This window comes from Lacinutrix iliipiscaria (assembly GCF_042686125.1).
GTDB lineage: Bacteria > Bacteroidota > Bacteroidia > Flavobacteriales > Flavobacteriaceae > Oceanihabitans > Oceanihabitans iliipiscarium.
Window position 1 is genome coordinate 437,935 of the sequence record NZ_JBHUOV010000001.1, and the last position, 25,660, is coordinate 463,594.

Sequence of the window (25,660 nt, forward strand, 5' to 3'; positions counted from 1 at the left end):
CCTGTTTTCTAATTAATAGATTAATGCGGTTATCATCTTTATGATTAGCCACTAAACCTAGTGCATATTAATTTAAAACCAAGCCTTATGCGTAAAATCTATTCCTATAAAGATATTTCGGTAACTATTGAAGGTGATGAAGAAGTCATTTTTTCAGTAGAACTTATTTCAGACGGAAACATTATTAGTACAGCTATTAATCTGCCTAATGTACCACCAGAATCTGATCCACTTTTAGAAGATGAAGGGAGTGTAAGTTTAGGCAAGGCTAAAGATTTGCAAGATGAGCCTACTTTTATTTTCTCTGATATAATTAATTTGATTCCTCAAGAAGATGAAATCGAAATTCACTATAAAGTTAACAACCAACTAATTGTTTCTCATAACAATCCAAAATCTGAAGAAGTTAGACCTTATGTATTAATTTTTTTAAAATTCTTAAAGCCATGAGACCTCTACTTTTTATTACAATCTTCATTTTAGTCGGTTTTAACTCTCATGCGCAAGACAAGCTTAATTCGCTTCAAACTCCCTCTTCGCCTGCAGCTAGTATTTTAGAATTACAACCTAATGCTATTCTTGCGCCAAAATCTTACGAAGCTTTAGAAACAACTTTGTATTCAAACTTCGTTAGCGAGAATTCGGTTTCAATACCAGATGAATTTGCCATGGAATTCACACCTTATTGGACTAAAAACCATGGTTTGACAATTTCTGAATACTTATATCCTAAAAAGGTGACAGACCAATTGATACGAAACACTTCATTTTCAATCGCATCTAGTCAGAATTTTTTTTTAGGAGATAGCACAAGAACAAATGCGGTTGGTTTAGGTTTAAGAACATCATTTCATTTTTATAACAATAGCGATAAACAAGCTATTGAAGACAGGTTAAATAACCTAAGAACGAATCAAAAAGCACAAGCATCAATTGGTGCTCAAATCGTACCTTACTCATTTACAGAATCAACATTTAATGATTTTTGGACAAAAACCAAAGATGTCATTGCCAGTTTTATAAAAACATATTACCCAAATTCAACCCAAAAAGAAATAGATGAATTATTAATACGCTTACAAGAAAAAGGAAGTCAAATCACTTATGACAGTAGCGATAATGATACCTTTCTTCAAGCATTTATGAACATTATTGATACTGAATTGTTAGGAGAAGCATTATATCTAGACTTTATGAATTACATGCAATATCGTTATGGTCTATCTATAGATATTGCCTATTCAAACTTTTTAAGTTTTCCAACAAATACATTTGAGTTCTCCTTTATTCCAAAGCAAGCCATTTGGATAACTCCAACATACAAATTCAAAAACAAACTTGAGTTTTTAAAGGTACTTGCGGTATTTAAATATGAATGGTATAATTTAGAATTTTATGAACATTACTTTGAAGATTCTAAGTTTTTTAGAAATAATTTTGATTATGGAATTTCTTTAGTTGGTGAATTTAGAAAGTTTTCAATTCAATTTGAAGCCATTGGTCGTAAAAGCAGCTCTGAAATTCCATCTGGAGTTGACATCAACAACAATCCGTTATTTAGAAAAGAATCCAATTCCGATTTTCAATATATTGGTACTTTTAGTTATAATTTAAGAGGTCAAATTAATATCTCTTATAGCCTAGGTAATCGTTTTGAAAATGTAGTAAGTAATCAAAATACTTTAGTTTCATTTCTTGGACTTAATTTTGGCTTTGGAACGCCAGATACGGACGATTTAAAAGAAGAAGATTTAAAATTAATTCGAGGAGAATCGAATTGAACAACATATTTAATCGAATTCTCAAACGAATTCAATACATAAAAAAAGCCACTATTTCTAGTGGCTTGTTTTAACTTGCTCCTCCTCTTAGGCTCGAACTAAGGACCCTCTGATTAACAGTCAGATGCTCTAACCAACTGAGCTAAGGAGGAGTGTTAATCGCTTTTGCGAGCGCAAATATATGTTATTTTTTAATTGCAACAAATATTTTTAAAAAAATATTTATCCAAATATCGCTTTAAAAATATCATTTCCATTCGCAAAAAGCACTAAGGCTATAAGAATGAAAAAGCCTACCATTTGAGCATATTCCATAAACTTATCTCCTGGTTTTCTTCCTGAAATCATTTCATATAATAAAAACATAACATGACCTCCATCTAATGCAGGAATTGGCAATAAATTTAAAACGCCTAGCATTATCGATAAAAATGCTGTTAAATACCAAAAGGCTTGCCAGTTCCATTGCGCTGGAAACATTTGACCAATAGCTGCAAAACCGCCTATTTGTGATGCTCCTTTTTTAGTAAAGATATACTTAAACTGCGCCAAATAATCTTTAATTTCCCAATATCCATGGCTCATTCCTCCAGAAATACTTTCAGAAAGCGTGTATGTTTTATGATTTCGTTTTATATAATCTGGGTCTGTAGATGAAGAAATGACACCTATTTTTTTATCCTCATCTGGTGTTATGGTTACTTCTTTAATTTCGTTATTGCGCTCTACCTGTAAAACAATATTAGCTTCTGTACTATGCTTTAAGTTGTAAACAAAATCAGAGAAATAAGTAATCTGTTTTGCATTAATAGCGACAACTTTATCTAAAGGCTTTAATCCTGATTTAGCTGCTGGAGAGTCTGGTACTATAGAGTCTATTTGAAATGGATGACGAGGATCTAAACCAGGTAAATCACCTGCTTCAAATAACTGAGTTCCTATATCTTCTGGAATATTTAGGTCTTCAATAGTCCCATTAGTATGTTCTACTTTTATGGTATTTACTGTTCTAAACATTAAATATTTATTAATGTTCTCGGTAAGTTCGCCTAAAGGCTGACCATCAACAGAAATAATTTTATCCCCTTGTTGAAAACCATAATTCTCCATGGTTTTAGTTACACCATATCCATATTTAACATCATCTTTTGTAATATAGGTTGTTCCCCAATTAAACAACAACACCATAAATAAAAAGAATGCTAAAACAAAATTCATGAAAACACCACCAAGCATAATAATTAATCGCTGCCATGTTGGTTTAGAACGAAATTCCCATGGTTGTGGTGGTTTAGCCATTTGTTCTTTATCCATGCTTTCATCAATCATTCCTGCGATTTTAACATAACCTCCAAGAGGCAACCAGCCAATACCATAAACAGTTTCTCCTATTTTTTTCTTGAATAAAGAAAACTTGATATCAAAAAATAAATAGAATTTTTCTACTTTGGTTTTGAATAGTTTTGCAGGTATAAAATGGCCTAGTTCGTGAAGAACAACTAATATAGATAAGCTCAAAAATAATTGAGCTGCTTTAATTAAGAATACAGTCATGTACTATGTTTTGTTTATAACATGCAAAAGTAGTGTTTTAACATCATTTAGAAAACAATAATGTTTATTACTATTGTTTTAGCACAGTTTTATTAATCACACCCTTATTAGTTTGAAAACGAACAAAAAGTAATCCTGTTGAAAATGGAGTCATGTCGATAATGGGAGACCATGTCGATTGATATAATAGTTGACCCAATGTATTATGAATTTTTATGTCATCAATAATTAAGCTTTCATGCTTGTTAATACTAATGTGATTTGATGTTGGGTTTGGGTAAATCCCTAAGTTATTATCTAATTCCAAATCATCTCGACTTAATGTTACCATATTATCTTTTGAGATTAAATCACTTTCTGGATCAAATAAAACATCGGCAACAGTAAAATCTACAGGCCTTAGAAAGCCTTCAGCATTAGAGATATTTTCTAATACTAAGTCTAAAGATTCGCCCATTGTTCCAATAAGTCGAATAGGTACTGGTGCTTCAAAAAATGAAACAGAAGGGTCGCTTTGAGTTTGAGATAATTCAATATAAACAGTACTTGTGGTGGGTTGGTGCCATAATACAGAATAGCTTGGATAACCTTCGTTATAAATCCAATCGCTAAAAAATTCAGTTAAATCTTCTCCATAAACAGCTTCCATTTTTGCTTTATAATCTGGTGTCTTGGCATAATTAAAAGCTAAGTTTGGGTCACTTAAATAATCTTGCATGCCTTGATAAAAATTTGCATCGCCTAATTTTTTTCGCAACATATGTAGTACCATAGCGCCTTTATTATAACTCAAACGACTACTAAAAATCCTGCCTACGCTTGTCGTGTCTGAATCAGATAAATAAACTGCGCCATCTGGCTGAGAAGTAATCGAATTAATTCTGCTTTGCTTCCATCCAGTAAAGTTCGTGTTTCCATCAAAATCTTCAATGACTAATCCAGATAAATAAGTGGCAAAACCTTCATTTAACCAAATGTCTTTCCAGCTTCCACATGTGATTTTATCGCCAAACCACTGATGAGCTAATTCATGAGCAATCAAATTCCTTCCAAAACTCCCCATAAAAGAAACCGTTGTATGCTCCATTCCTCCTCCCCAACCAAATTGAGCATGACCATATTTTTCACTTGCATAAGGGTATTCTTCAAATTTAGTTGAAAACAACTCCATAATATCAACAGTTATTTCTGTACTTGATTGAGCAGAAGTAAGATTTTCTGGATACACATAATTCACAATTTCAAAAGGGTTTCCATCATTGGGAACTGTATGTGTATAGACTTCATAATTTGTGGCTGCGATAGCCACTAAATACGCTGGGATAGGAAATTCGTGCCTATAATGTGTGGTTTTATTTGCTCCGTTTATGGTCTGACTTTGCTCTACTCCATTACTTACAGCAATATATTCCTCATTTGAGTCATTAAACTGAGGTGTAGTAATAAACACATCAATACTATCAATTTTATCATTTAAATCTTGCTTACAAGGCCACCAACCTTTGGCTCCGTATGGCTCAGAAAGCGTCCAGATGATTGGCGCACCACTATGTGTTGTTTGTTCATAAGAACCAAACCCTGAACTTATAGGGTCTCCTGAATAAGTAATTTCAACAATTCCTGTTTCGCCTTGATTTAGGGTTTCAAATAAAGTGATTACCAATTCATCATCTGTATTTTGAGTAAACATTAGTGCATTTCCACTTTGCATAACCTGAGATACAACCATATTGTCTGTTAGCTCGAAAGTGACTTGTGACATCTCCTCTTTGGCTTCAAAGTGCGTGGTCACGACTCCATTAATACCAGAAATACTTGGGTCTATAGTTAGTTCTAATTTATGATATTTCACATCATAATTTCCAGTATTTAAATTAACATAGCTATTGTATATACGATTAGAAGCAGATTTAGCTTCTGCTTCAATTACTGTATTTAAATCTTCATCAAAAGATTGAGAAAATGTTAAGCTGCTGAAAAGGACACCTATAAAAAGTAAATACGTTTTCATATTCATGATTTTTAATCCATTAAAATTACGTGAAATATTTTTATAACTAAGTAACATTTATAACTTAAAAAACATGAATTAAGTTGTATTTTTGCATCAAAACTATAGCATGCTTTCTTTTTTTAAAGACTATAAATATTTCGGAATTGTTTTAGGCATCCTTTCTATTATTATCATTTCTGTTTTCTACAACATTTTAAAAGTCGACAAACCGCTGCCTATTTATCAACCTGCTTCAGTAAATATTGAATTGGTTGACAGCACTATTCAGCATCAAAAGAAATATCACAAAATAGCTGATTTCAATCTTATAAATCAAAATGGAAAAGCCATTACTCAAGAAGTGTACAAAAATAAAATCTATGTGGCTGATTTCTTTTTTACAACCTGCCAAACAATTTGTCCAATAATGACAGATCACATGTATCAAATCCAAAAAGAAATTATTAATGATGATGACGTTATGCTACTCTCTCATACTGTTACACCTAAAATTGATAGTGTTGCACAGTTAAAAAAATATGCCTTAAAAAAAGGGGTTAACGATGCAAAATGGAATTTAGTAACAGGCGATAAAAAACAAATTTATGAGCTTGCAAGGAAAAGTTATCTTGCAGTAAAAACCTCTGGAAGTGGAGATGAATACGATATGATTCATACCGAAAACTTTATGCTTATTGACAAAAAACGCCAAATCAGAGGATTTTATGATGGCACAAATCCTGAAGCCATATCACAATTAATAGAGGACATAAAAACCTTAAAAAAAGAATATAAATAGTTTATTCTACTACATTTTTTTTTTTGCAACTTCTTTTGTCTTATTTTTGCTTCTTTAAAATCAATCTAAATAAGCTTGCAAGTTACAATCGCACATCTTAAACGTGGAGAACAAGGTATCATTACTGATGTATCTTCAGAACACATTCCTCTAAAACTATTGGAAATGGGTTGCCTTCCTGGTAATACTGTTCAGCTTTTACAAGTCGCACCTTTTCAAGATCCTATGTATTTAAATGTTAATGGGACACATTTAGCTATAAGGAAAGAAACCGCTATTCATATAATCATTGAAAAAATAATCCATGAGTAAACAAATAAATGTTGCGCTTATTGGAAACCCAAATACTGGGAAAACCTCTGTTTTTAATGCTCTTACTGGCTTAAATCAAAAAGTAGGTAACTATCCTGGAATAACGGTTGAGAAAAAAGAAGGAATTTGCAAACTCCCTCGTGGCGTGAAAGCTCATATTATAGATTTGCCAGGCACCTACAGTTTAAACGCATCATCTTTAGACGAAAATGTTGTCATTGAATTGCTTTTAAATAAAAATGATAAAGATTATCCAGATGTTGCTATTGTCGTTAGTGATGTCGAAAATTTAAAACGAAACCTTCTTTTATTCACACAAATAAAAGATTTAGAAATTCCTTGTATTCTGGTGATTAATATGGCAGACCGAATGCGCTATAAAGGCATTTCATTAGATATAGATTATTTAGAAACACAGTTAGAGACTAAAATTGCGCTTATAAGTACTCGTAAAAATCAAGGTATAGAGAATCTTAAGCAGCTTATCTCAAATTATAAAGACTTATCTGTTGAAGCATGTTTACATGCATCTGAAATAGACCCAGAATATTTTGACCGATTAAGAAAAGCATTTCCTAATCAATTATTATACAAACTATGGCTGGTTATTACTCAAGATGTAAACTTCGGTAAAACAAATAGAAAAGAAATTGATATTGCTAGCTTCAAGACCAAATCTGAAAGTGATCTTAAAAGACTTCAGCAAAAAGAGACCATAAAACGTTATCAATTTATTAATAATGTTTTGAAAAAAGGACAAACTATTGATGTAACTCAAGCTAAGGATTTGCGCTCTAAATTTGATAGAGTTCTCACACATAAAGTTTGGGGTTATCTTATTTTTGGACTTATTTTACTTACTATTTTTCAAGCCATTTATGATTGGTCTAGCGTTCCGATGGATTTAATTGATTCGGCTTTTGCATCATTAAGTGAATGGACAAAAAACACGCTTCCTAGTGGCGCCTTTACGAATTTAATTGCTGAAGGTATAATTCCTGGCTTAGGTGGTATTGTTATTTTTATTCCACAAATTGCTTTTCTATTCTTATTCATTGCAGTACTCGAAGAAAGTGGTTACATGAGTCGTGTGGTCTTTTTAATGGATCGAATTATGCGGCGTTTTGGTTTAAGTGGAAAAAGTGTCGTACCTCTAATATCTGGTACTGCTTGTGCTATTCCGGCGATTATGGCCACACGAAATATTGAAAGCTGGAAAGAACGTTTAATTACCATTCTAGTAACGCCTTTTACAACCTGCTCTGCACGATTGCCAGTGTATTTAATTATTATTTCTTTAGTCATCCCAGAAGGACGATTTATTGGCTTAAGCTATCAAGCATTAACGCTTATGCTTTTATATTTAATAGGATTTAGCGCTGCTATTGTTTCGGCATACATTTTAAACAAAATATTGAAAATTAAAAGCAAAACATTTTTTGTTGTAGAAATGCCGAATTATAAGCTTCCTCTGATTAAAAATGTAATGCTTACTGTTATTGAAAAAACCAAGTCTTTTATTTTTGGTGCTGGAAAAATCATTTTAGCCATATCTATTGTGCTTTGGTTTTTAGCATCTTATGGACCAGGAAATGATTTTAATAATGCCGAAGAAATTATAAAAACTGAATACGCAACACAAAACTTATCTGAAGACGAATTACATCAAAAAATAGCCTCATATAAATTAGAACACTCCTTTATTGGCATCACTGGTCGCGCCATTGAACCAGTGATTAGACCTTTGGGTTATGACTGGAAAATTGGTATCGCAATAGTAAGTTCATTTGCAGCGCGCGAAGTGTTTGTAGGTACACTCGCAACAATATATAGTGTTGGTAGTGATGAAGAAGAAACGATTAAAAATAGAATGGCTGGTGAAGTTAATCCTATTTTAGGCGGACCACTATTTAACTTTGCTTCTGGAATTTCATTATTGCTTTTTTACGCTTTTGCTATGCAATGTATGAGTACATTAGCTATTGTTAAAAGAGAAACTAATACTTGGAAATGGCCAATGCTACAATTAATTATTATGAGTGCGTTTGCTTATATAGTAGCTTTAATTGCTTATCAATTATTGAAATAAATAAAATAATTATGAACTTTATAATTCAAAATAGTCTAGTTTTTATTGCGATATTATTAGCCATTATTTATTTAGCTAAAAAGTTCTTTTTTAAAAATAAATCAAAAAAATCTTGCGGTACAGACGATTGTGGTTGCCATTAAAAAACCCAACTAAAGGAGTTAAAAAACACGCTTATAATATTCATTTATAAACTCCGAAAAAGGTCTAAAATTAATTTACAATAGCATAAAACATTTCTTAAAATAAGCTCAATTTTCGTCCTTTAAATCAATTAGTATTTGGAAATTTTTGAGACATTTTATGGCATGTCTTCTTCAAGCTTCTTGTCCAAATCTAAAAACATGAAAGCGATGGCTGTACTATATCACATATAATATAAAATAGTATTTAAAAGCTGACAATCAGTATTTTATGTGAATTTATATAAATAAATACTTGATGATTTATTTGCATCAGTACATCCAAAAAGGAAAAAAATTCTTCAGTAAAAAAAATTAAAAGAGCGTATGCTTAAACTTTATTTAAAAAAATAGAAACTTTTATTATTACTTCTAATTATTGATTATCAACTTTTTAATACATTTTACATATATATTTAATTTAAATTTTACAAAACGTCATATTAAACAAAATCAAGCGTAAAATATGTATTAAATATTATTTTCAATATATTTGAATATTATTTTAAGCATACTTAAATATATTTTAAAGCATCGATTTATGTCCGTATCTATTGACAATTTTATTAAAGCCATCTATAAAAATGGCGTTGATGAAAAAAACGACACCAAACCTGGTAGCATTGCAAAAAAATTAAATATTTCAAATGCTGCTGCAACAGACATGGCTAAAAAATTAGCGACTCGTGATGTGTTGCATTATGAAAAATATCAACCGCTTCAACTAACAGAAAAGGGAACGAAACTAGCATTGAATATTATTCGTAAACATCGCTTATGGGAAACTCTTCTTTATAAATTATTTGACATGTCTTTATTTGAAATTCATCAAGAAGCTGAAGTATTAGAACATCAAACTTCTGACGACTTAGCAAAAAGAATAAACGCTTATTTAGGGAATCCGAAATTTGATCCTCATGGCGATCCTATTCCTGATGAAAAAGGTGAGATACATACCTCAAATCATGCTTTAACTTTATCAGACTCAATCGAAGGAAAAACATATACCATAGCGAGATTAATGAGCGACGATAAAGAATTTTTTGATTTTTGCGCACTTTATGGTTTAAAGCTAGGCAGTAAAATAATGGTAACGAATCAATTTCAGTTTAATAAAATGACTCAGGTTTCAATTAACAATAATACTCTACTTTTAAATGAGAGTTTTACCAACATCATTTATGTTAACGAAATCAATCAAAAACAAGAAGATATTTCTAATTCAAATTACAAGCTATTTTAAGGCGTTTTAAGACAGGTTCTGACGAAAATGAATAAGAGAATTGTTTTCAGGTAAAAACGCTTTTAAATTAATCGATTTTGGCGTCTAACAGAACTAAGATGAGAAATGTTTAAACGATTAATTTCTAATATCTAATTGAATATAGTAATCTTCTATTTTTGTTTTGGTGCCAGAAACTGGGTAAGGCAAAATATTAAAACCAGAAATACTCAGGTCTTCTGAAGAAAATAAATTCCCAGTTAAGTCTTGTAAATGACTTTTAGGACTTAATGTTACTTTCTTTTGTGTTGTTTTATTGCCATTTTTAAAAACATCAACCAAAACAACAACTTCACCAGCCCAAATACAATTCACATTTTTTGGGCAACGAGAATCTTGTAACACATCCACAAACTTTAACTCTATATCATTAAATTTTAATTGCTCTCCAAAATAAAGTTTTGATACAATTCTAGGGGTTTCAACTTTTTCTATTGGACTAGAATCTTGAGCCCAAACTAATGTCGTTAACAGTAAACTTGCAATGATAAAAATGTACTTCATATTCCTAAAATTTAATTCGATTCTTGTAAAAACAAATTCTTAGCTACATTATGAGATACCACAATAGGTTTAGATTCAAGACGTAGCTTTATAGAATTGTCATACGGTTCTTTATACAGGATTTCAATAATTGTGCCTAAGCCAATACCATTACTGTCTAAATATTTTAAAAAAGTAGTAGATGTATCTTTTACACCAATACAGGTGTATGTTTTGCCTTCAATGGCTTGCGACAATAAGACTTTCTCTACATATTTAAAAACGCCTTCCTTATTTGGAATAGGGTCTCCATGAGGATCGTAATTTGGATATTCTAAAAAAGCATCTAACTCATCTATCAGTTTTTCTGATCGAATATGCTCTAAATCTTCAGCGACTTCATGCACTTGATCCCAAGTAAAATTTAGTTTTTCAACTAAAAACACTTCCCATAATCGATGTCTCCTAATTATATTTATAGCTACACTTTGCCCTTTTTCTGTAAGATTTACACCTTGATATTTTTTATAAACCGCATAATCTTTTTCAGACAATTTTTTAATCATGTCTGTAACAGATGATGCTTTTGTTTGCATAGCTTCAGCGATTGCGTTAGTATTGACTAATTCCACACCTTGCTTTCCCAAATGATAAATAGCCTTTATATAATTCTCTTCCGTTAGTGTAATCATAAATAAAAAGTATACACAAATATAATACAACTTAATTGAAATAATATTTTAGACAAGTCTAAATTTATATTTATATTTGTAAAAATATCATGAAATGAAATTGATAAACAAAATACATATTCTTGTATCTCTTTCTATAATGACTTTTCTTAATGTCTTTTCTCAAGAGGATAGTACGAAATTAGTGATGACAAACCCTAAAACAGAAGTTTTTACAAGTCCGCTAACCACTGACAGGCCTGATGCCACAGAGGCGTCTTCAACTGTAGGGAAAGGTGTTTTTCAAATTGAAACAGGCGTGCTCTATGATGCTTTTGAAGATCAAAACGTAAAATCTGAAAACTACACTTATAACACAACGCTTTTGCGTTATGGTATTTTAGACCATTTAGAATTTCGCTTAGGCTGGGATTTTGTCGAAGGAACAACAACTATAAATGGCAATAAATTAAACGATGTAACTAGTGGATTTTCTCCTTTGTTATTAGGTCTTAAAATTGATATTGCTCAAGAAAAAAACGGCTGGCCAGAGATTGCATTTATCGGACATATATTTCCGCTATTCACTGCATCTCAAGATTATCGCCCAGAATCTACTGCTGTAGATTTTAGATTTTCAATGTCTCATACCTTAAGCGAAAAATCTAGTCTAGGTTATAATTTAGGTGGTGAATGGGGTAATGATTCTCCTGAAGCATCTGCAATATATACACTAGCTTATGGTTATAGTATTTCAGATAAATTTGGAATGTACGCCGAATTATATGGCGATTTCCCTGAAGACAATAAAGCGAACCATTATTGGGATGCAGGACTAACCTATTTAGTGTCTAATGATTTACAATTTGATATTTACGCAGGAACAAGCATTACTAAAGGCCAAGATATACTTGTTGGTCTAGGTTTAAGTTATAGAATTATAAAAAAACAGTAACTAAAGATGAAAAAAAAGATACTAATACTAATAATTACATTGTCCTTTTTAAATTGTAAAAAAACCCAACAAGACAACGGAAAACTAAATATTGTAACCACGACAACAATGATTACAGATTTGGTAACTAACATTGGCGGGAATTACATCAATGTTCAAGGATTAATGGGTTCTGGCGTAGACCCTCACCTTTATAAAGCAAGTGAAGGTGATGTCACAAAACTGGTAAATGCAGATATTATCTTTTACAACGGATTGCATCTGGAAGGAAAACTAGTTGAAGTCTTCGAGAAAATGCAAAGCCAAACTAAAACACGCATTGCTTTAGCCGAAGAAATAGATAAAAACACATTAATCGGTTCAGAATATTTTGCCTCGAATTATGACCCACATGTTTGGTTTAACATTACCTACTTCAAACAATTTGCTAAAAAAGTAACTCAGACTCTCAGTGAAAAAGACCCTGAAAATGCTGCGCATTATATTGAAAATGAAAAAGAATACCTGTCAAAGTTAGATCGTCTTCAACAGAAAATTAAAACAACTATAGATACACTTCCTATTGAGAAACGTATCTTAGTTACTGCACATGACGCCTTTAACTACTTTGGTAAAAATTATGGTTTTGAAGTCGTGGGTTTACAAGGTTTATCTACTGCTACAGAAGCTGGCGTAAAAGATGTTCAAAAGCTGGCAGCATTTATTATTGATAAAAAAGTAAAGGCTATTTTTGTAGAAAGTTCTGTGCCAAAACGTACTATTGAAGCCTTACAAGCTGCTGTGAATTCTAAAGGACACGAAGTTGTTATTGGAGGCACATTGTATTCTGATGCCTTAGGAAATGCAGGAACGGTTGAAGGCACGTATATTGGCATGTTTGAATATAATGTGAATACCATTGTAAATGCTTTAAAGTAAAATTATTAGAAGCTATTTCCAGCTTTCGGCAGTCGCTTTTTTTGAGTTGTCATTCCGCAATTCAATGCGAAACACACAAAAAAGAGCTTCAACAAATGCCTCAATCTGGGCTAAAAAATAACGTATGAAACAAAAAATTGCAGTTCAAGTTGATGATTTAACTGTAGCTTATAACTACAAACCTGTACTTTGGGATATCGATCTAGAAATCCCAGAAGGTGTTCTTATGGCTATCGTTGGCCCAAATGGCGCTGGAAAATCAACTCTAATAAAAGCCATTTTAGGGATTCTTAAGCCCATTGCTGGAAGTGTAAGTATTTACGAAAAGCCCTATAAAGAACAACGTAAACTAGTCGCTTATGTTCCTCAAAAGGGAAGCGTCGATTGGGATTTTCCTACGACTGCTTTAGATGTGGTCATGATGGGAACCTATGGAAGCTTAGGTTGGATTAAGCGTCCTCGACAAAAAGAAAAAAAAGCAGCACTTGAGGCTTTAGAAAAAGTGGGTATGCTATCCTTTAAAAACAGACAAATTAGTCAGCTGTCGGGCGGACAACAACAACGTATATTTTTAGCAAGAGCTTTAGTGCAAAATGCATCCATCTATTTTATGGACGAACCTTTTCAAGGTGTAGATGCTACAACTGAAATTGCAATCATCAATATTTTAAAAGAATTACGAAAAGCTGGAAAAACAGTTATAGTAGTCCACCATGACTTACAAACAGTTCCAGAATATTTTGATTGGGTGACCTTTTTAAACGTAAAAAAGATTGCTACAGGTCCTGTTAAAGACATCTTCAACGATGATAATTTAACTAAAACCTATGGTATTAATTATAAAGTAAGTATTCAAGAGTAATGGATTTACAAGAGTATTTTTCTTTAGTTTTTAGTGATTATACCCTGCGTACTATTACGCTTGGAACTGCCATATTAGGTGCTGTTACAGGAATGCTAGGAAGTTTTGCTGTGCTCAGAAAACAAAGCCTTTTAGGTGATGCAATTTCTCATGCAGCTTTACCTGGAATTGCCATTGCTTTTTTAATTACTGGAGCAAAAGACACGAACACTTTACTTTTAGGTGCCTTAGTAAGCGGACTTTTAGGCACGTTTTGGATTCGAGGCATTATTACAAAAACGCATTTAAAATCAGATACAGCTTTAGGCTTAATCTTATCTTTGTTTTTTGGTTTTGGAATGTTACTTCTAACATTCATTCAAAAACAACCTAATGCCAATCAAGCTGGATTAGATAAATATTTATTTGGCCAAGCTGCCACACTTGTTGAAAGTGATGTCTGGCTTATGGCAATTGTTACTGGGATTTGTTTATTTATCCTTCTCCTCTTTTGGAAAGAGTTTAAAATCTTATTATTTGATGCAGATTACACCAAAACATTAGGTTTTAATACTAAGTTTATTGATGTTTTGATTACCTCTTTTATTGTTTTGGCTATTGTTTTAGGCTTGCAAACGGTTGGTGTAGTCCTTATGAGCGCTATGCTCTTAGCACCTGCTGCTGCTGCAAGACAATGGACAAACAGTTTATCTGTAATGGTGTTTTTAGCTGCTCTATTTGGTGCGTTTTCTGGGGTTTTTGGAACTGCCATTAGTGCAAGCCAGAATAACCTTTCCACAGGACCAATAATCGTTTTAGTCGCTGCAGTTTTTGTGGTGTTCTCCTTTATATTTTCACCAAGTCGTGGGTTGCTCTTTAAGCAAATCCGATTTATAAAAAACAGACGTGATTTAGAACTTCATAAAACACTAGCTTTTATGTATCATATTGCAGAAACTCACGAAAACATATCACATCCTCATGCCATAAAGATTTTAAATAATTTTCAAGGGTTCACGAGAAAGACTTTACGAAAACTCGTTGACAAAAATTATGTCACACTTCAAGGAAATATGTGGAGTTTGACAGAGCAAGGATTTAACACTGCAGCAAATTTATATAACCAACAAGAAGATAATGAATAGCGCACAAATAGAAATACAACTTATCGCGAGTTTAGTTGCCATTGCATGTGCTATCCCAGGAACATTTTTGGTGCTTCGCAAAATGGCCATGATAAGTGATGCCATTAGCCATTCTATTTTACCAGGCATTGTAATTGGTTTTTTTATAACGCAAAACCTCAATTCTCCTCTCTTAATAATTCTGGCTGCTTTAACAGGAATTATTACTGTTGTTCTGGTAGAATATATTCAAAAAACAGGTTTGGTTAAAGAAGACACTGCAATAGGATTGGTCTTTCCTGCTCTATTTAGTATTGGAGTTATCATGATCGCCAAAAATGCCAATGATGTCCATTTAGATGTTGATGCTGTTTTACTAGGTGAATTGGCTTTCGCTCCTTTTGATAGATTAATGATTTCTGGGGTTGATGTTGGCCCTAAATCACTTTGGATAATTGGTGTGATATTACTAATTACTGTTGGCTTGTTACTAGCGTTTTTTAAAGAATTAAAAGTGAGCACTTTTGATAAAGGGCTTGCTGCCTCTTTAGGGTTTTCGCCAGCTATAATTCATTATGGATTAATGTCTGTATCCTCCATAACTACAGTTGGTGCTTTTGATGCTGTTGGTGCTATTTTGGTTGTCGCTTTAATGATTGCTCCAGCTGCAACAGCCTACCTATTAACTACAGATTTAAAAAAAATGCTTGGGTTAGCTATTAGCTTTGGTGTTTTTAGTGCAATCGCTGGGTATTGGTTTGCGCATTGGTTAGACGCTTCAATTGCTGGATCGATAACCACAATGCTAGGTATTTTGTTTTTAATCGTGTATTTATTTGCGCCAAGCAAAGGCGTTATTGCTGTGATGTATCGTGAAAAACAACAACGTATTGAGGTCTCTTTATTAACGTTTTTGTTGCATTTAAAAAATCATTCCGATGAAAAAGAACGCCATGTTAATCACTTACAAGAACACATTAATTGGCAAAAGGTAAGAGCAAAAACAGTTTTAGATTTAGCGCTTAAAAATAATATGATTGTATTAAATAAAGAGATTGTGTCTCTCACAGAAAAAGGAGACGCTTTTACCTCGCAAGCAATTGATTATATTATCACAAATGAAGATGCTCAAATTGAAGACATGAAAGATGACTTCTTTTTGTTTAGAGGTTAGTTTAAAAAAGTAAAGCTTAGTATCACCAGACTTTTGTGTCTTGATCTTGGTTGTTATTTCTCTTGGGTTGCTTTAAACTTTTATCGACCATTTCAATGTTTTGTTTTTTGTAGGTACTAGGATGGTCTAAAATGCCTATTAACCAATACAAAATTAAAACCCTCTCTCCTTTTGCAGCTGCTCGTAAGCTTTTTGCACTTGCTTAAACTTGTCTTCTGCACCTTTTTTGTGTTCCTCTCCTAAGTGCTCTACTTTATCTGGATGGTATTTTTTAGCCATTTTTCTGTAGGCTTTTTTAATATCATCAACTGTTGCTGATTGTTCTATTTCTAAGATTTTATAAGCATTATCACGACTGTTATAAAACATGGCTTTAATACTATTATAATCGCGAGAACTTATTCCTAAATAGCCTGAAATGGTATAAATTTGACGCTCTTCATCGTCTGTAACCATACCATCGGCTTTAGCTATACCAAATAGAAAATGCATGAGTTGTAAGCGGGAAGCATGATCCATCATTTGTTGAATCTGCTTACAAACCTGACGTAATGGAACAATTTGATTGTTGACTTTTTTAAATAGTTTAAACGCTTTATTCGCTCTATCCTTACCGTACATACTCACAAACTGCTGACGTACAAAATCTAACTCGCGCTTATCTTGAACGCCATCGGCTTTAATAACCACGGAAGCCAAAATAAGTAAACTCACCTCAAAATCTCCTGATGTCGTTTCGGTACGACGCTGTTGTTGTGTTCTTGATTGTGATCCACGATAAGGTTGTTGTCTTGTGCTTTGTCTTGTCTGGCGCTCTCCTAAAAGTGGATTGCCTTTTCCACTAGACATTGCATCGACTACACTGCCAAGTGCTAAGCCAATAATAGCACCAATTGGTCCTCCAAAAGACCATCCTAAAGATGCGCCAAGCCATTTTCCGTAACTCATTTAGATTATTTTTTGAGTGTCAAATATACTATTTGTAAGTCATAAATTATAGGCTTTTGTTACATAAGCCTTCCGTCACTTTGTGACACCTTTCCTTAAAATAAGGGAAGAGTTTATGCGTTAAGGATAGCAGTGGCATCCTTTTTTGTGTTATCGCTATATTTTACTTTTAAAAATGTCTGAACACACAAAAAAGATATAACGTATAGCCTGACCTTATGACACTATAAGTGTTATAAGGGAACGCCAAAACCATTATTGCATGATTTTTGTTTAACTTTGCATAGAATTTAATTTACAAACATAAAATTACAAGATATGTATCCAGCAGAATTAGTAAAACCAATGCGTGAAGATTTAACTAACGTTGGTTTTGAAGAATTACACACAGCAGCAGATGTTGATGCGGCAATTGCAAAAGAAGGCACCACTTTAGTGGTAGTCAATTCGGTGTGTGGTTGTGCTGCAGCTAATGCTAGACCAGGCGCAAGAATGAGTTTACAAAATGCGAAGCGTCCTACAAATTTAGCAACTGTTTTTGCAGGTGTTGACAAAGAGGCGACAGATAAAGCGCGCGAATATATGATTCCGTTTCCACCAAGTTCACCATGTATGGCCTTATTTAAAAATGGCGAATTGGTGCACATGTTAGAGCGTCATCATATTGAAGGTCGTCCAGCAGAAATGATTTCGGAAAATCTTATGGATGCTTATAATGAGCATTGCTAGGACTCTTTTAAAAAAATTAAAAACCACGATATTATCGTGGTTTTTTTATGTTCAGTTTTAATTACATTTGTCTGAAACGAAATAAATATCATGACTCAAGATCAAATTATTGAAGCCACAAAAACTTTTGTAAAAGACACACTTAAAGATGCTGAAGGTGGTCATGATTGGTTTCACATTGTAAGGGTGTTTAATAATGCTTTACTCATCTCTAAAAATGAAAATGTAGATGTTTTTGTAGTTTCATTAGCTGCACTTTTACACGATATTGCTGATAGCAAATTTCACAATGGTGATGATTCTGTTGGCCCAAGAAAGGCTAGAGAGTTTCTAACCTCTCAAGGTGTTTCACATGAAATTGTTGAACATGTGGTGCAAATTATTGCAAACATGTCTTTTAATAAGTCTTTAGATAAACATAATACATTTACATCTAACGAAATGAAAGTTATTCAAGATGCCGATCGTTTAGATGCAATTGGAGCCATTGGAATTGCTCGATGTTTTAATTATGGTGGTTTTAAAAACAGAGCGCTTTATCATCCAGATATAAAACCTCAGCTAAATATGACTACTGCTGAATACAAAGCTTCTACTGCACCAACGATAAATCATTTTTATGAAAAGTTATTGTTACTTAAAGATAAAATGAATACTAAAACGGGAAAGCAAATTGCTCAAGAACGACATACTTATATGGAAGATTTCTTAAAACAATTTTATGCTGAATGGCATGGTGAAAAATAATTTTATTGAATAATTTGCTTCATCTCACTTCTATATTTTGAAGCTGTCTTTCCTGTAACATCATTAAATACTTTATTAAAGTGTGAAAAATTATTGAATCCACATTCAAAACAAATATCTGTAATACTACTTTGGCTTTCTGTTAATAATTTTGTGGCGTAAAAAATACGATACTCATTTACAAACCGAGTAAATGTTTTTCCTGTTACTTTTTTAAAGTAGCGGCAAAACGCCGGAACAGTTAAACTGACATGGTCAGCGATTTGATCTAAGGTGATATGATCCTGATAATTACTGTTTACATATTTAAAAATCTTATCGATTTTATTACTATCCTGAGGTTGAGTTTCAAACACATAACCATTTTCGTTAAGTAAAACATAGTCTTTTGTCAACGCTAATAACTCTAAAACCTCTAGAAATTTAGAGATGCGCTTAATACCTACGTGTTTTGGGAGTTTTTCAATTTTAGGGCCAATAATTTTTTTGGCTTCAGATTTAAACAAAATACCTTTTTTAGCACGCTCTAATAAAGCCATTATGTTTTTCATTTCTGGTTGCTTATTAAAAAGATCGCCTAAAAATTCTGGATGAAACTGAATCATCGTTTCTTTTCCCTTAGAAGTTAATCTATCGATAAAGCCATTATGAGGTAAATTTGAACCAATTAAAATTAATTGGCTATTGTTAAAATAAGAAAGATGGTTGCCAATATGTCTTCTTCCTTTTCCTTTATTTACATAAACCAATTCTACCTCAGGATGGAAGTGCCAAAAAGCCTCACTTCTTTTACGCTTTTTTGTTTTTTGAATCGCAGTAATAGAGCTTCCAAAGTCTGGTGTTATTTTTTTAAATCTAGGTTTAGTTTGCAAAATAGCTTATAAGTTTTAATCGTTTTAACAAAAATACAAATTATAAGAATCATCTTCTATACCAATTTACCTATAATGTGTGCTATTTTAACACTCATTAGTCTTCTCTATACAAAAACGGATAAAATAGTATATAAAGTTGTAAATATTGGTGCTTTATACACTCTTCTTTAGTTATAACTTTGTCCTCATAATAATTAAACCCAAATAATTATGAAAATATTAATGAAAAACATCAAAACTTTCGTAGTACAGTTAATTACCAAACTTGCAATTGCAAACAGGTCATTAAAGCACGAACCAATGTAAATGGCTTTGGAACGCTTAAACAACCTTATTATTAAAAACTAAAGAATATGAAAAATTTAATGAAAAACACATTAGTATTAGTTGCATTATTTACAGCTTTACTTGGACATGCAAACTCATCTTTTAATGATGTAAAAGAGGTTAGAAGAACAATAATAACATTAAACGATGTTAAAAAAGGAGATAAGCTTTTAATTAAGGATAAACACAAAGTTATTTTATATCAAGAAACTATTAAAAATTCTGGTATTTATAATAAAGGGTTTGATTTATCTGAACTTCCTAATGGTGATTACTTTTTTGAAGTAGATAAGGCTTTAGAAATTAAAATGATTCCTTTTAATGTTACAAACAATGATGTTGTATTTAATAAAGAAAAGCAGACTATTGTTTATAAACCTTTAATTAAAAATAGTGGCAATAAATTATTTATCTCGAAACTATCTTTAAATAAAATGCCTTTAAGTATTGAAGTTCAATATGAAAATAAAGATCATGATGATTTTGGTGTGATTTACTCTGAAACTATAAAGGATACGAAAACGATTAAAAGAATTTTGAACTTAAGTAAAGAAGAAAAAGGAACATATAAAGTAATTATAAAAACTGAAGGCCGAACATTTATTGATTATATACAGTATTAGGTTAAATACAATTGATAGCGACTCTGGTTTTTTAAAAGTGGGCTTTATAAGCTCACTTTTTATTTTTAAAACAGTTTTAATTGTCCGTCTTTATATTGTTCGTGCAAAGTATAATTCATTTTTGGCATTGATTTATCTTTAAAGTATTTTTTTCTAGCCAATCGCATTAATAGATTAATTTGTTCTGCTATTTTACCTTCGCCTCTCATTCGAGTGCCAAAACGAGAATCGTTTAAACGTCCGTCATGGCAACTTTCTATTTGGTGTAAAACTTTATCTGCTCGATCTGGCATTGTTTTTTGAATCCAATCTGTAAAAATCTCACCAATAGCACCATTAAGTCGCACAATTGTATGTGCTATACTTAATGCGCCAGCTTCTGAAACCGCTTCTGCCAATGGTAATATTTCGTGACTATTTATTGAAGGTATAATAGGAGCAAGCATAACATTTACTGGAATCCCATTTTCGCTTAGCGTTTTAACTGTTTTTAATCGTTTAGCAGAAGTTGCTGTTCGTGGTTCTAATTGGCGTCTTGTTTTTTCTGATAGTGATGTTATAGACATATTTACGGAAACAAGATTGTCTTTTGCTAATGCCTTAAGCACATCTAAATCGCGAAGGATTAATGCGTTTTTTGTTATAATTCCGACTGGATGTTTGTATTTTAAGAAGACTTCTAAGCATTGTCTTGTAATTTCAAACGCTTTCTCTGCTGGTTGGTAACAATCTGTATTTCCAGACATAACAATAGTGTGTGCTTTCCAAGATTTCTTTTTAAGCAAATCTTCTAATAGTTTTGGAGCATCTTTTTTAACAAGAATTCTGCGTTCAAAATCAAGTCCAGCGCTATAACCCCAAAATTCGTGACTATTTCTAGCATAACAATAAACACAGCCATGTTCGCAACCTTGATACATATTCATAGAATACATCATACCAACATCTGGACTTGTGACTTTATTAACTATTGTTTTTGGAAATACAGGAAGGTAAAGCGTTTTATTTTTATTGGGTTCCTCTCCTTCTTTGTGACAATATTCTAGGAAATCATCTCGTTGTTCGTGGCTTAATTCGAAGAAGCGATTGTGTACATTAAGCTGTGCACCTCGTCCTTTAATAATTGATTTGGAGTTCATAATACTAAAAATAAAGTGTGAATACTGGTTAAGCAGTGCTTTAAAATTAGATATTATTTTAAGATGAAACTGTTAAAGGGTTTTTAGATTATTAACAACTTTTATTTTTTTGCGTTAAGGATAGCAGCGACATCCTTTTTTATTTACCACAAGCTTTTATCGACAACGCTCAACTTAATCAATAAAAAAGATATAGCGTATAGCCTGACCACCAAAGGTGGTAACGCCCATATTAGGCACCAGGAAAATTAGCTTTACGTTTTTCTAAAAAGGCAGCTGTGCCTTCTTTAAAATCTGCGGTTCCAAAACATTTGCCAAACTGCTTGATTTCGACTTCAAATCCATTTTTACCATCTTTATAATTAGCATTTACAGCTTTAATTGCTTTGCCAATAGCCACGGAAGAATTACGTAAAATTTTGCTTGCAATTTTTTCAGCAAGAGGCAGCAACTCTTCTTGAGATGTAACATGATTGACTAAGCCATATTCTTTTGCTGTGTTGGCATCAATCATTCCAGCAGTCATGACCATTTCCATAGCACGCCCTTTACCAACCAACTGAGGCAAACGCTGAGTACCACCATAACCAGGAATAACTCCAAGAGACACTTCTGGCAAGCCCATTTTAGCATTATCGCTTGCAATTCTGAAGTGACAAGACATTGCCAATTCTAAACCACCACCTAAAGCAAAACCATTGACAGCAGCAATAACAGGAGTGGACAAGTTTTCTACAAAATCGAAGAGTAGCTCTTGGCCTTTAGCTGCTAATTTCCCTCCGTTTTCAACATCAAAATTTGCAAATTCGCTAATATCTGCTCCAGCAACAAAAGCCTTTTCTCCACTACCAGTGATGATGATAACTTTAGAATTTTTGTCATTATTAGCAGCGTCAAAAGCATCGTGTAATTCCTGAATAGTTTCTTTATTTAGCGCATTGAGTTTATTTGGACGGTTAATGGTAATCGTTGTTATTCCGCCTTGAGTATTTGTAAGGATATTATTAAAAGCCATAAGATTTGTTTTTTATTTTTTTGGAAAGGAAACTATAAATGTGGTGCCTTTTCCTAACTCAGATGTAAAGGTAATATTTCCATTATAAGTTTCCACAATATTTTTTACCATCGCTAAACCTAAACCCATTCCGCTAGTTTTGGTTGTAAATTTTGGTTCGAAAATTTTAGATTTATTTTCTTCTGTAATGCCAATACCATTATCTGAAACTGTAATTTTAACTTGTTCATTTTCTTCTTGAACTTTCACAACAATTTTTGGCGTTTGCCCTTCAGGAATAGCTTGAATCCCATTTTTAATCAGGTTGGTTACCACACGTATTAATTGTGTTCTGTCAAACTTGGCAATAATATCTTCTTTATTGGAAGAAAACTCGATATAATCTTCATTAAAAATATCTAATGACAAATCTACAATTTCAACCACATTAAGCATTTCATTTTTTTGAGCTGGCATTTTTGCAAAATTTGAAAATGCCGAAGCAATTGAGCTCATGGTATCAATTTGTTGAATGAGGGTTTTACTGTATTCGTCAACTTTTTGATGAATGTTTTCATCTGAAGGGTTAAATTTACGTTGAAAACTCTGTACGCTAAGTCGCATTGGTGTTAACGGATTTTTAATTTCATGAGCTACTTGTTTTGCCATTTCACGCCAGGCTTGTTCGCGTTCGCTTGTGGCTAATTTTACAGCACTTTCTTCAAGTTCATCAATCATACTGTTATATGAATTAACAAGTGTCGATATTTCTTCAGTTGCTGAATCAATTTCAATTTTTTGATTGCGTCGTTCTAATCGTGTAGTGTTAATTTTATCACTAATCGTTTTAAGTGATTTTGTAATGTACTTTGATAAAACATATGCTAAAGCAACTGCCATAAGTAACATGAACAAATAGGCAAAGGCAATACGTTCTAGAAACTCATTAAGTTCTTTCGCCAAAAAATCATCATTCTCAAGTAAGGGTAAATTTAAAATGGCAATAGGTTTCGATTTTGAATCTTTTATATATGTATATGAAGATTGATACGTTTCTTCATTTTCCATACGCTTTTCAACATGCCTATGCGCTGCAGTATTTGCTAATGTATTTAAAACTTGAGCAGTTAAACAAGTCTCTAAAGATTCTTGAGTTAAACTTGCGATAGACGTTTTTAAAATCTGCCCTTCTAAGTCATATATATTTATTGGCAAATTATGAGTGGTCGCAATTTTGTAGATTTCATCTTTAAAAATAAAAGGAATTTTATCTGTTTTTACTTCAAAAGTGGTCTCCTGAATCACAAAATTAATATGTCTCTGTATGGCCGCCTCTTTACGCTCTAATCGTTGTTTATGGTAATCTTCCGTTTCCTCTTTATATTGATAAACCGCAACTCCAGTAATTAAGATAGACGCTACAAGCACCAAGAAGATCATGGCAATAAAAATACGAACACGTAAAGACAGCTTTTTTAATTTCATCTGCTCATTTAATGCTTAAATATAACAATAATCACACCAAAAACTTAAGCTTCAGGATTCTTGTTACGAATGTTTTTATATAATTTAAAACCGAGCATTAAAAGAACACCTAAAACAAGAATTCCGATGACGCCAAAAACCCAGTTTAATGCATTTTTTAAAATCACTAAGAATACAACTGCAAATAAAATAAATGTCGCACCTTCGTTCCATATCCTCATAAAGTTAGAGCTTCTTTTTACAATATCGTTTTGCAATTGTTTGTAAAATTGATGTGATTTTAAATGATACAATATTAGTAAGAAAACGAAAACTAGTTTTACATGCATCCAGGGTTCTTCGAGATAAAAGGGTCTGTATATAAGTAAGCCAATTCCAAAACCTATAGCTAAAATTGCAGAAGGCCAAGTAATAATCGTCCATAAACGCTTAGCCATAAGCTTTAATTGTTTCCCTAAGATTTCCTTATCTGGAGAAGGTTTGTGAAAAGCTTCTATTTGGTACACAAATAGTCTTGGAATATAAAACAAACCTGCAAACCATGTTATTACAAAAATGAGGTGTAGCGATTTTATGTAGTCGTAATAATTCATAAATCTATGAAGATAATACGTTTGTTTTCGACCATTTATTTATCCACTTTGACAATAATAAAACCCATTCTTCATCATCATTTAGACACGGAATAGTTGTAAATTGCTTCCCTCCCATTTCGTGAAAAATCTCTTGTCCTTCCATCGCAATTTCTTCAAGCGTTTCTAAACAATCACTTACAAAAGCAGGTGTTACAATTGCCATGTTTTTAATGCCTTTTTTTCCAAGTCTCTCAATGGTTCTGTCTGTGTAGGGCTGTAACCAAGGATCAAACCCTAAACGCGATTGAAAAGATGTAGAATAACTTCCTGATTTTAGTTGTAATTTTTCAGCAACAAGACGTGTGACTTCAAGACATTGATGACGATAACAGAACTCATGAGCTTTACTTGGCGTAGAACAACATTTTCCATCAATTTTGCAATGCGATTTGGTAATATCTCGTTTTCGTATATGTCGCTCAGGAACACCATGATATGAAAACAGAAGGTGCTCAAATTGTACACCTTCTAAATGCTTAGTAATGCTTTGTGATAATACATCAATATAATCGGGTTTATTATAAAATGCAGGAACAGATTCTAAAGTTATGTTAGGAAAATGTTCTTTTTGAATGGCTTCAGCTAATACTAAAATTGTTTCGGTAGTTGCCATGGCAAACTGTGGATACAGCGGAAATAACAAAACTTCGTCAACTCCTTTATCTACTAATTCTTGAAGGCCCTTTTTTATGGTCATGCTACCATAACGCATTGCTAAAGCAACAGGCGATTCGGTTTGCTTTTGAACTTTAGTTTTTAGGCGTTCTGATAAAACGATTAAAGGCGAACCTTCCTTCCACCATATTTTTTTATATGCTGCTGCAGATGCTTTAGGTCTAGTGTTTAAAATGATGCCTTTAACTAATAAATTTCTAGCCCAAAGTGGAACATCAATAACACGTTCATCCATTAAAAATTCACCTAAATACTTTTTTACATCTTGAGGCTCTGGACTTTCAGGAGACCCTAAATTTACAAGTAAAATACCTTTCATATTTCT

General features: G+C 32.6%; 25 protein-coding genes and 1 tRNA gene. 14 read left to right on the top strand and 12 right to left on the bottom strand.

Features of this window, described 5'->3' with window-relative positions; translation table 11 throughout:
* Positions 1–87: 87 nt before the first annotated feature.
* A complete protein-coding gene (locus tag ACFS5M_RS01925; protein WP_183485013.1) occupies positions 88–450 on the top strand; it encodes a hypothetical protein in 363 nt (120 codons plus the stop codon).
* Entirely contained in the window at positions 447–1,781 is a 1,335-nt protein-coding gene (locus tag ACFS5M_RS01930) for a hypothetical protein (RefSeq protein ID WP_183485016.1), read from the top strand. Before ACFS5M_RS01925 ends, ACFS5M_RS01930 begins: the two co-directional genes overlap by 4 nt.
* Before the next feature lie 78 nt (positions 1,782–1,859).
* Here ACFS5M_RS01930 and ACFS5M_RS01935 read toward each other — a convergent pair.
* The 3 genes from ACFS5M_RS01935 to ACFS5M_RS01945 all read right to left on the bottom strand — a co-directional run bounded on the left by ACFS5M_RS01935 (position 1,860) and on the right by ACFS5M_RS01945 (position 5,346).
* Positions 1,860–1,933, bottom strand: a tRNA-Asn gene (locus ACFS5M_RS01935).
* Positions 1,934–2,003: 70 nt separating this feature from the next.
* A complete protein-coding gene (gene rseP / locus ACFS5M_RS01940; protein WP_183485019.1) occupies positions 2,004–3,335 on the bottom strand; it encodes an RIP metalloprotease RseP in 1,332 nt (443 codons plus the stop codon).
* Between the two features lie 70 nt (positions 3,336–3,405).
* Positions 3,406–5,346 carry a M1 family aminopeptidase gene (locus ACFS5M_RS01945; RefSeq protein WP_183485022.1) on the bottom strand — a complete coding sequence of 647 codons (1,941 nt, stop codon included), beginning with the start codon at positions 5,344–5,346 and terminating at the stop codon, positions 3,406–3,408.
* 109 nt (positions 5,347–5,455) lie between these two features.
* Between ACFS5M_RS01945 and ACFS5M_RS01950 the strand changes: the two genes are divergently transcribed.
* From ACFS5M_RS01950 to ACFS5M_RS01965, 4 genes are all read left to right on the top strand, one after another.
* Positions 5,456–6,127: an SCO family protein gene (locus ACFS5M_RS01950; RefSeq protein ID WP_183485025.1), complete on the top strand. Its 672-nt coding sequence runs from the start codon at positions 5,456–5,458 to the stop codon at positions 6,125–6,127.
* Between the two features lie 75 nt (positions 6,128–6,202).
* Complete coding sequence (locus tag ACFS5M_RS01955) at positions 6,203–6,439, top strand: FeoA family protein (RefSeq protein WP_183485029.1); 237 nt, start codon at positions 6,203–6,205, stop codon at positions 6,437–6,439.
* Positions 6,432–8,528, top strand: a complete 2,097-nt coding sequence (feoB, locus tag ACFS5M_RS01960; RefSeq protein ID WP_183485032.1) for a ferrous iron transport protein B — start codon at positions 6,432–6,434, stop codon at positions 8,526–8,528. Before ACFS5M_RS01955 ends, feoB begins: the two co-directional genes overlap by 8 nt.
* Positions 8,529–9,251: 723 nt before the next feature.
* Complete coding sequence (locus tag ACFS5M_RS01965; protein ID WP_183485035.1) at positions 9,252–9,953, top strand: metal-dependent transcriptional regulator; 702 nt, start codon at positions 9,252–9,254, stop codon at positions 9,951–9,953.
* Between the two features lie 117 nt (positions 9,954–10,070).
* On the opposite strand, the gene ACFS5M_RS01970 is transcribed toward ACFS5M_RS01965, so the two are convergent.
* A complete protein-coding gene (locus ACFS5M_RS01970; RefSeq protein WP_183485038.1) occupies positions 10,071–10,496 on the bottom strand; it encodes a hypothetical protein in 426 nt (141 codons plus the stop codon).
* 11 nt (positions 10,497–10,507) lie between these two features.
* On the bottom strand, positions 10,508–11,167 hold the full coding sequence (locus ACFS5M_RS01975) for a metal-dependent transcriptional regulator (protein ID WP_183485041.1): 660 nt from the start codon (positions 11,165–11,167) through the stop codon (positions 10,508–10,510).
* Positions 11,168–11,261: 94 nt separating this feature from the next.
* On the opposite strand from ACFS5M_RS01975, the gene ACFS5M_RS01980 reads away from it, so the two are divergent.
* The 5 genes from ACFS5M_RS01980 (at position 11,262) to ACFS5M_RS02000 (ending at position 16,158) form a co-directional block, all read left to right on the top strand.
* The gene (locus tag ACFS5M_RS01980; protein ID WP_183485044.1) at positions 11,262–12,101 is read left to right on the top strand and encodes a transporter; all 840 of its coding nucleotides are present in this window, start codon (positions 11,262–11,264) and stop codon (positions 12,099–12,101) included.
* Positions 12,102–12,107: 6 nt separating this feature from the next.
* On the top strand, positions 12,108–13,019 hold the full coding sequence (locus tag ACFS5M_RS01985) for a metal ABC transporter solute-binding protein, Zn/Mn family (RefSeq protein ID WP_183485047.1): 912 nt from the start codon (positions 12,108–12,110) through the stop codon (positions 13,017–13,019).
* A gap of 124 nt (positions 13,020–13,143) precedes the next feature.
* The gene (locus ACFS5M_RS01990; protein WP_183485050.1) at positions 13,144–13,881 is read left to right on the top strand and encodes a metal ABC transporter ATP-binding protein; all 738 of its coding nucleotides are present in this window, start codon (positions 13,144–13,146) and stop codon (positions 13,879–13,881) included.
* Positions 13,881–15,005, top strand: a complete 1,125-nt coding sequence (locus tag ACFS5M_RS01995) for a metal ABC transporter permease (protein ID WP_183485053.1) — start codon at positions 13,881–13,883, stop codon at positions 15,003–15,005. The genes ACFS5M_RS01990 and ACFS5M_RS01995 overlap by 1 nt, the downstream gene beginning before the upstream one ends.
* Positions 14,998–16,158 carry a metal ABC transporter permease gene (locus ACFS5M_RS02000; RefSeq protein WP_183485056.1) on the top strand — a complete coding sequence of 387 codons (1,161 nt, stop codon included), beginning with the start codon at positions 14,998–15,000 and terminating at the stop codon, positions 16,156–16,158. The genes ACFS5M_RS01995 and ACFS5M_RS02000 overlap by 8 nt, the downstream gene beginning before the upstream one ends.
* A 153-nt stretch (positions 16,159–16,311) precedes the next feature.
* On the opposite strand, the gene ACFS5M_RS02005 is transcribed toward ACFS5M_RS02000, so the two are convergent.
* Positions 16,312–17,106: a TerB family tellurite resistance protein gene (locus ACFS5M_RS02005; protein ID WP_183485058.1), complete on the bottom strand. Its 795-nt coding sequence runs from the start codon at positions 17,104–17,106 to the stop codon at positions 16,312–16,314.
* Between the two features lie 318 nt (positions 17,107–17,424).
* On the opposite strand from ACFS5M_RS02005, the gene ACFS5M_RS02010 reads away from it, so the two are divergent.
* Together ACFS5M_RS02010 and ACFS5M_RS02015 are read left to right on the top strand one after the other, a co-directional pair.
* Positions 17,425–17,835 (top strand): BrxA/BrxB family bacilliredoxin, encoded by a 411-nt coding sequence (locus tag ACFS5M_RS02010; RefSeq protein WP_183485061.1) that lies wholly within the window; start codon positions 17,425–17,427, stop codon positions 17,833–17,835.
* Between the two features lie 90 nt (positions 17,836–17,925).
* A complete protein-coding gene (locus ACFS5M_RS02015) occupies positions 17,926–18,582 on the top strand; it encodes an HD domain-containing protein (protein ID WP_183485064.1) in 657 nt (218 codons plus the stop codon).
* Between the two features lie 2 nt (positions 18,583–18,584).
* Here the strand turns inward: ACFS5M_RS02015 and ACFS5M_RS02020 are convergent, their stop codons facing one another.
* Positions 18,585–19,457 (bottom strand): AraC family transcriptional regulator, encoded by an 873-nt coding sequence (locus ACFS5M_RS02020; protein WP_183487199.1) that lies wholly within the window; start codon positions 19,455–19,457, stop codon positions 18,585–18,587.
* Positions 19,458–19,810: 353 nt separating this feature from the next.
* Here ACFS5M_RS02020 and ACFS5M_RS02025 point away from each other — a divergent pair, with 353 nt between their 5' ends.
* Positions 19,811–20,407: a hypothetical protein gene (locus ACFS5M_RS02025; protein ID WP_183485067.1), complete on the top strand. Its 597-nt coding sequence runs from the start codon at positions 19,811–19,813 to the stop codon at positions 20,405–20,407.
* Between the two features lie 65 nt (positions 20,408–20,472).
* On the opposite strand, the gene ACFS5M_RS02030 is transcribed toward ACFS5M_RS02025, so the two are convergent.
* The 5 genes from ACFS5M_RS02030 to hemH all read right to left on the bottom strand — a co-directional run bounded on the left by ACFS5M_RS02030 (position 20,473) and on the right by hemH (position 25,654).
* A complete protein-coding gene (locus ACFS5M_RS02030; protein WP_183485070.1) occupies positions 20,473–21,546 on the bottom strand; it encodes a PA0069 family radical SAM protein in 1,074 nt (357 codons plus the stop codon).
* Between the two features lie 232 nt (positions 21,547–21,778).
* Complete coding sequence (locus ACFS5M_RS02035; protein WP_183485072.1) at positions 21,779–22,561, bottom strand: enoyl-CoA hydratase/isomerase family protein; 783 nt, start codon at positions 22,559–22,561, stop codon at positions 21,779–21,781.
* A 12-nt stretch (positions 22,562–22,573) separates the two neighbouring features.
* Positions 22,574–24,025 (bottom strand): sensor histidine kinase, encoded by a 1,452-nt coding sequence (locus ACFS5M_RS02040; RefSeq protein WP_183485075.1) that lies wholly within the window; start codon positions 24,023–24,025, stop codon positions 22,574–22,576.
* Positions 24,026–24,069: 44 nt separating this feature from the next.
* Positions 24,070–24,618, bottom strand: coding sequence for a CopD family protein (locus tag ACFS5M_RS02045; protein ID WP_183485078.1), 549 nt, complete (start codon positions 24,616–24,618; stop codon positions 24,070–24,072).
* Between the two features lie 4 nt (positions 24,619–24,622).
* Entirely contained in the window at positions 24,623–25,654 is a 1,032-nt protein-coding gene (gene hemH / locus ACFS5M_RS02050; protein ID WP_183485081.1) for a ferrochelatase, read from the bottom strand.
* Positions 25,655–25,660 lie beyond the last annotated feature (6 nt).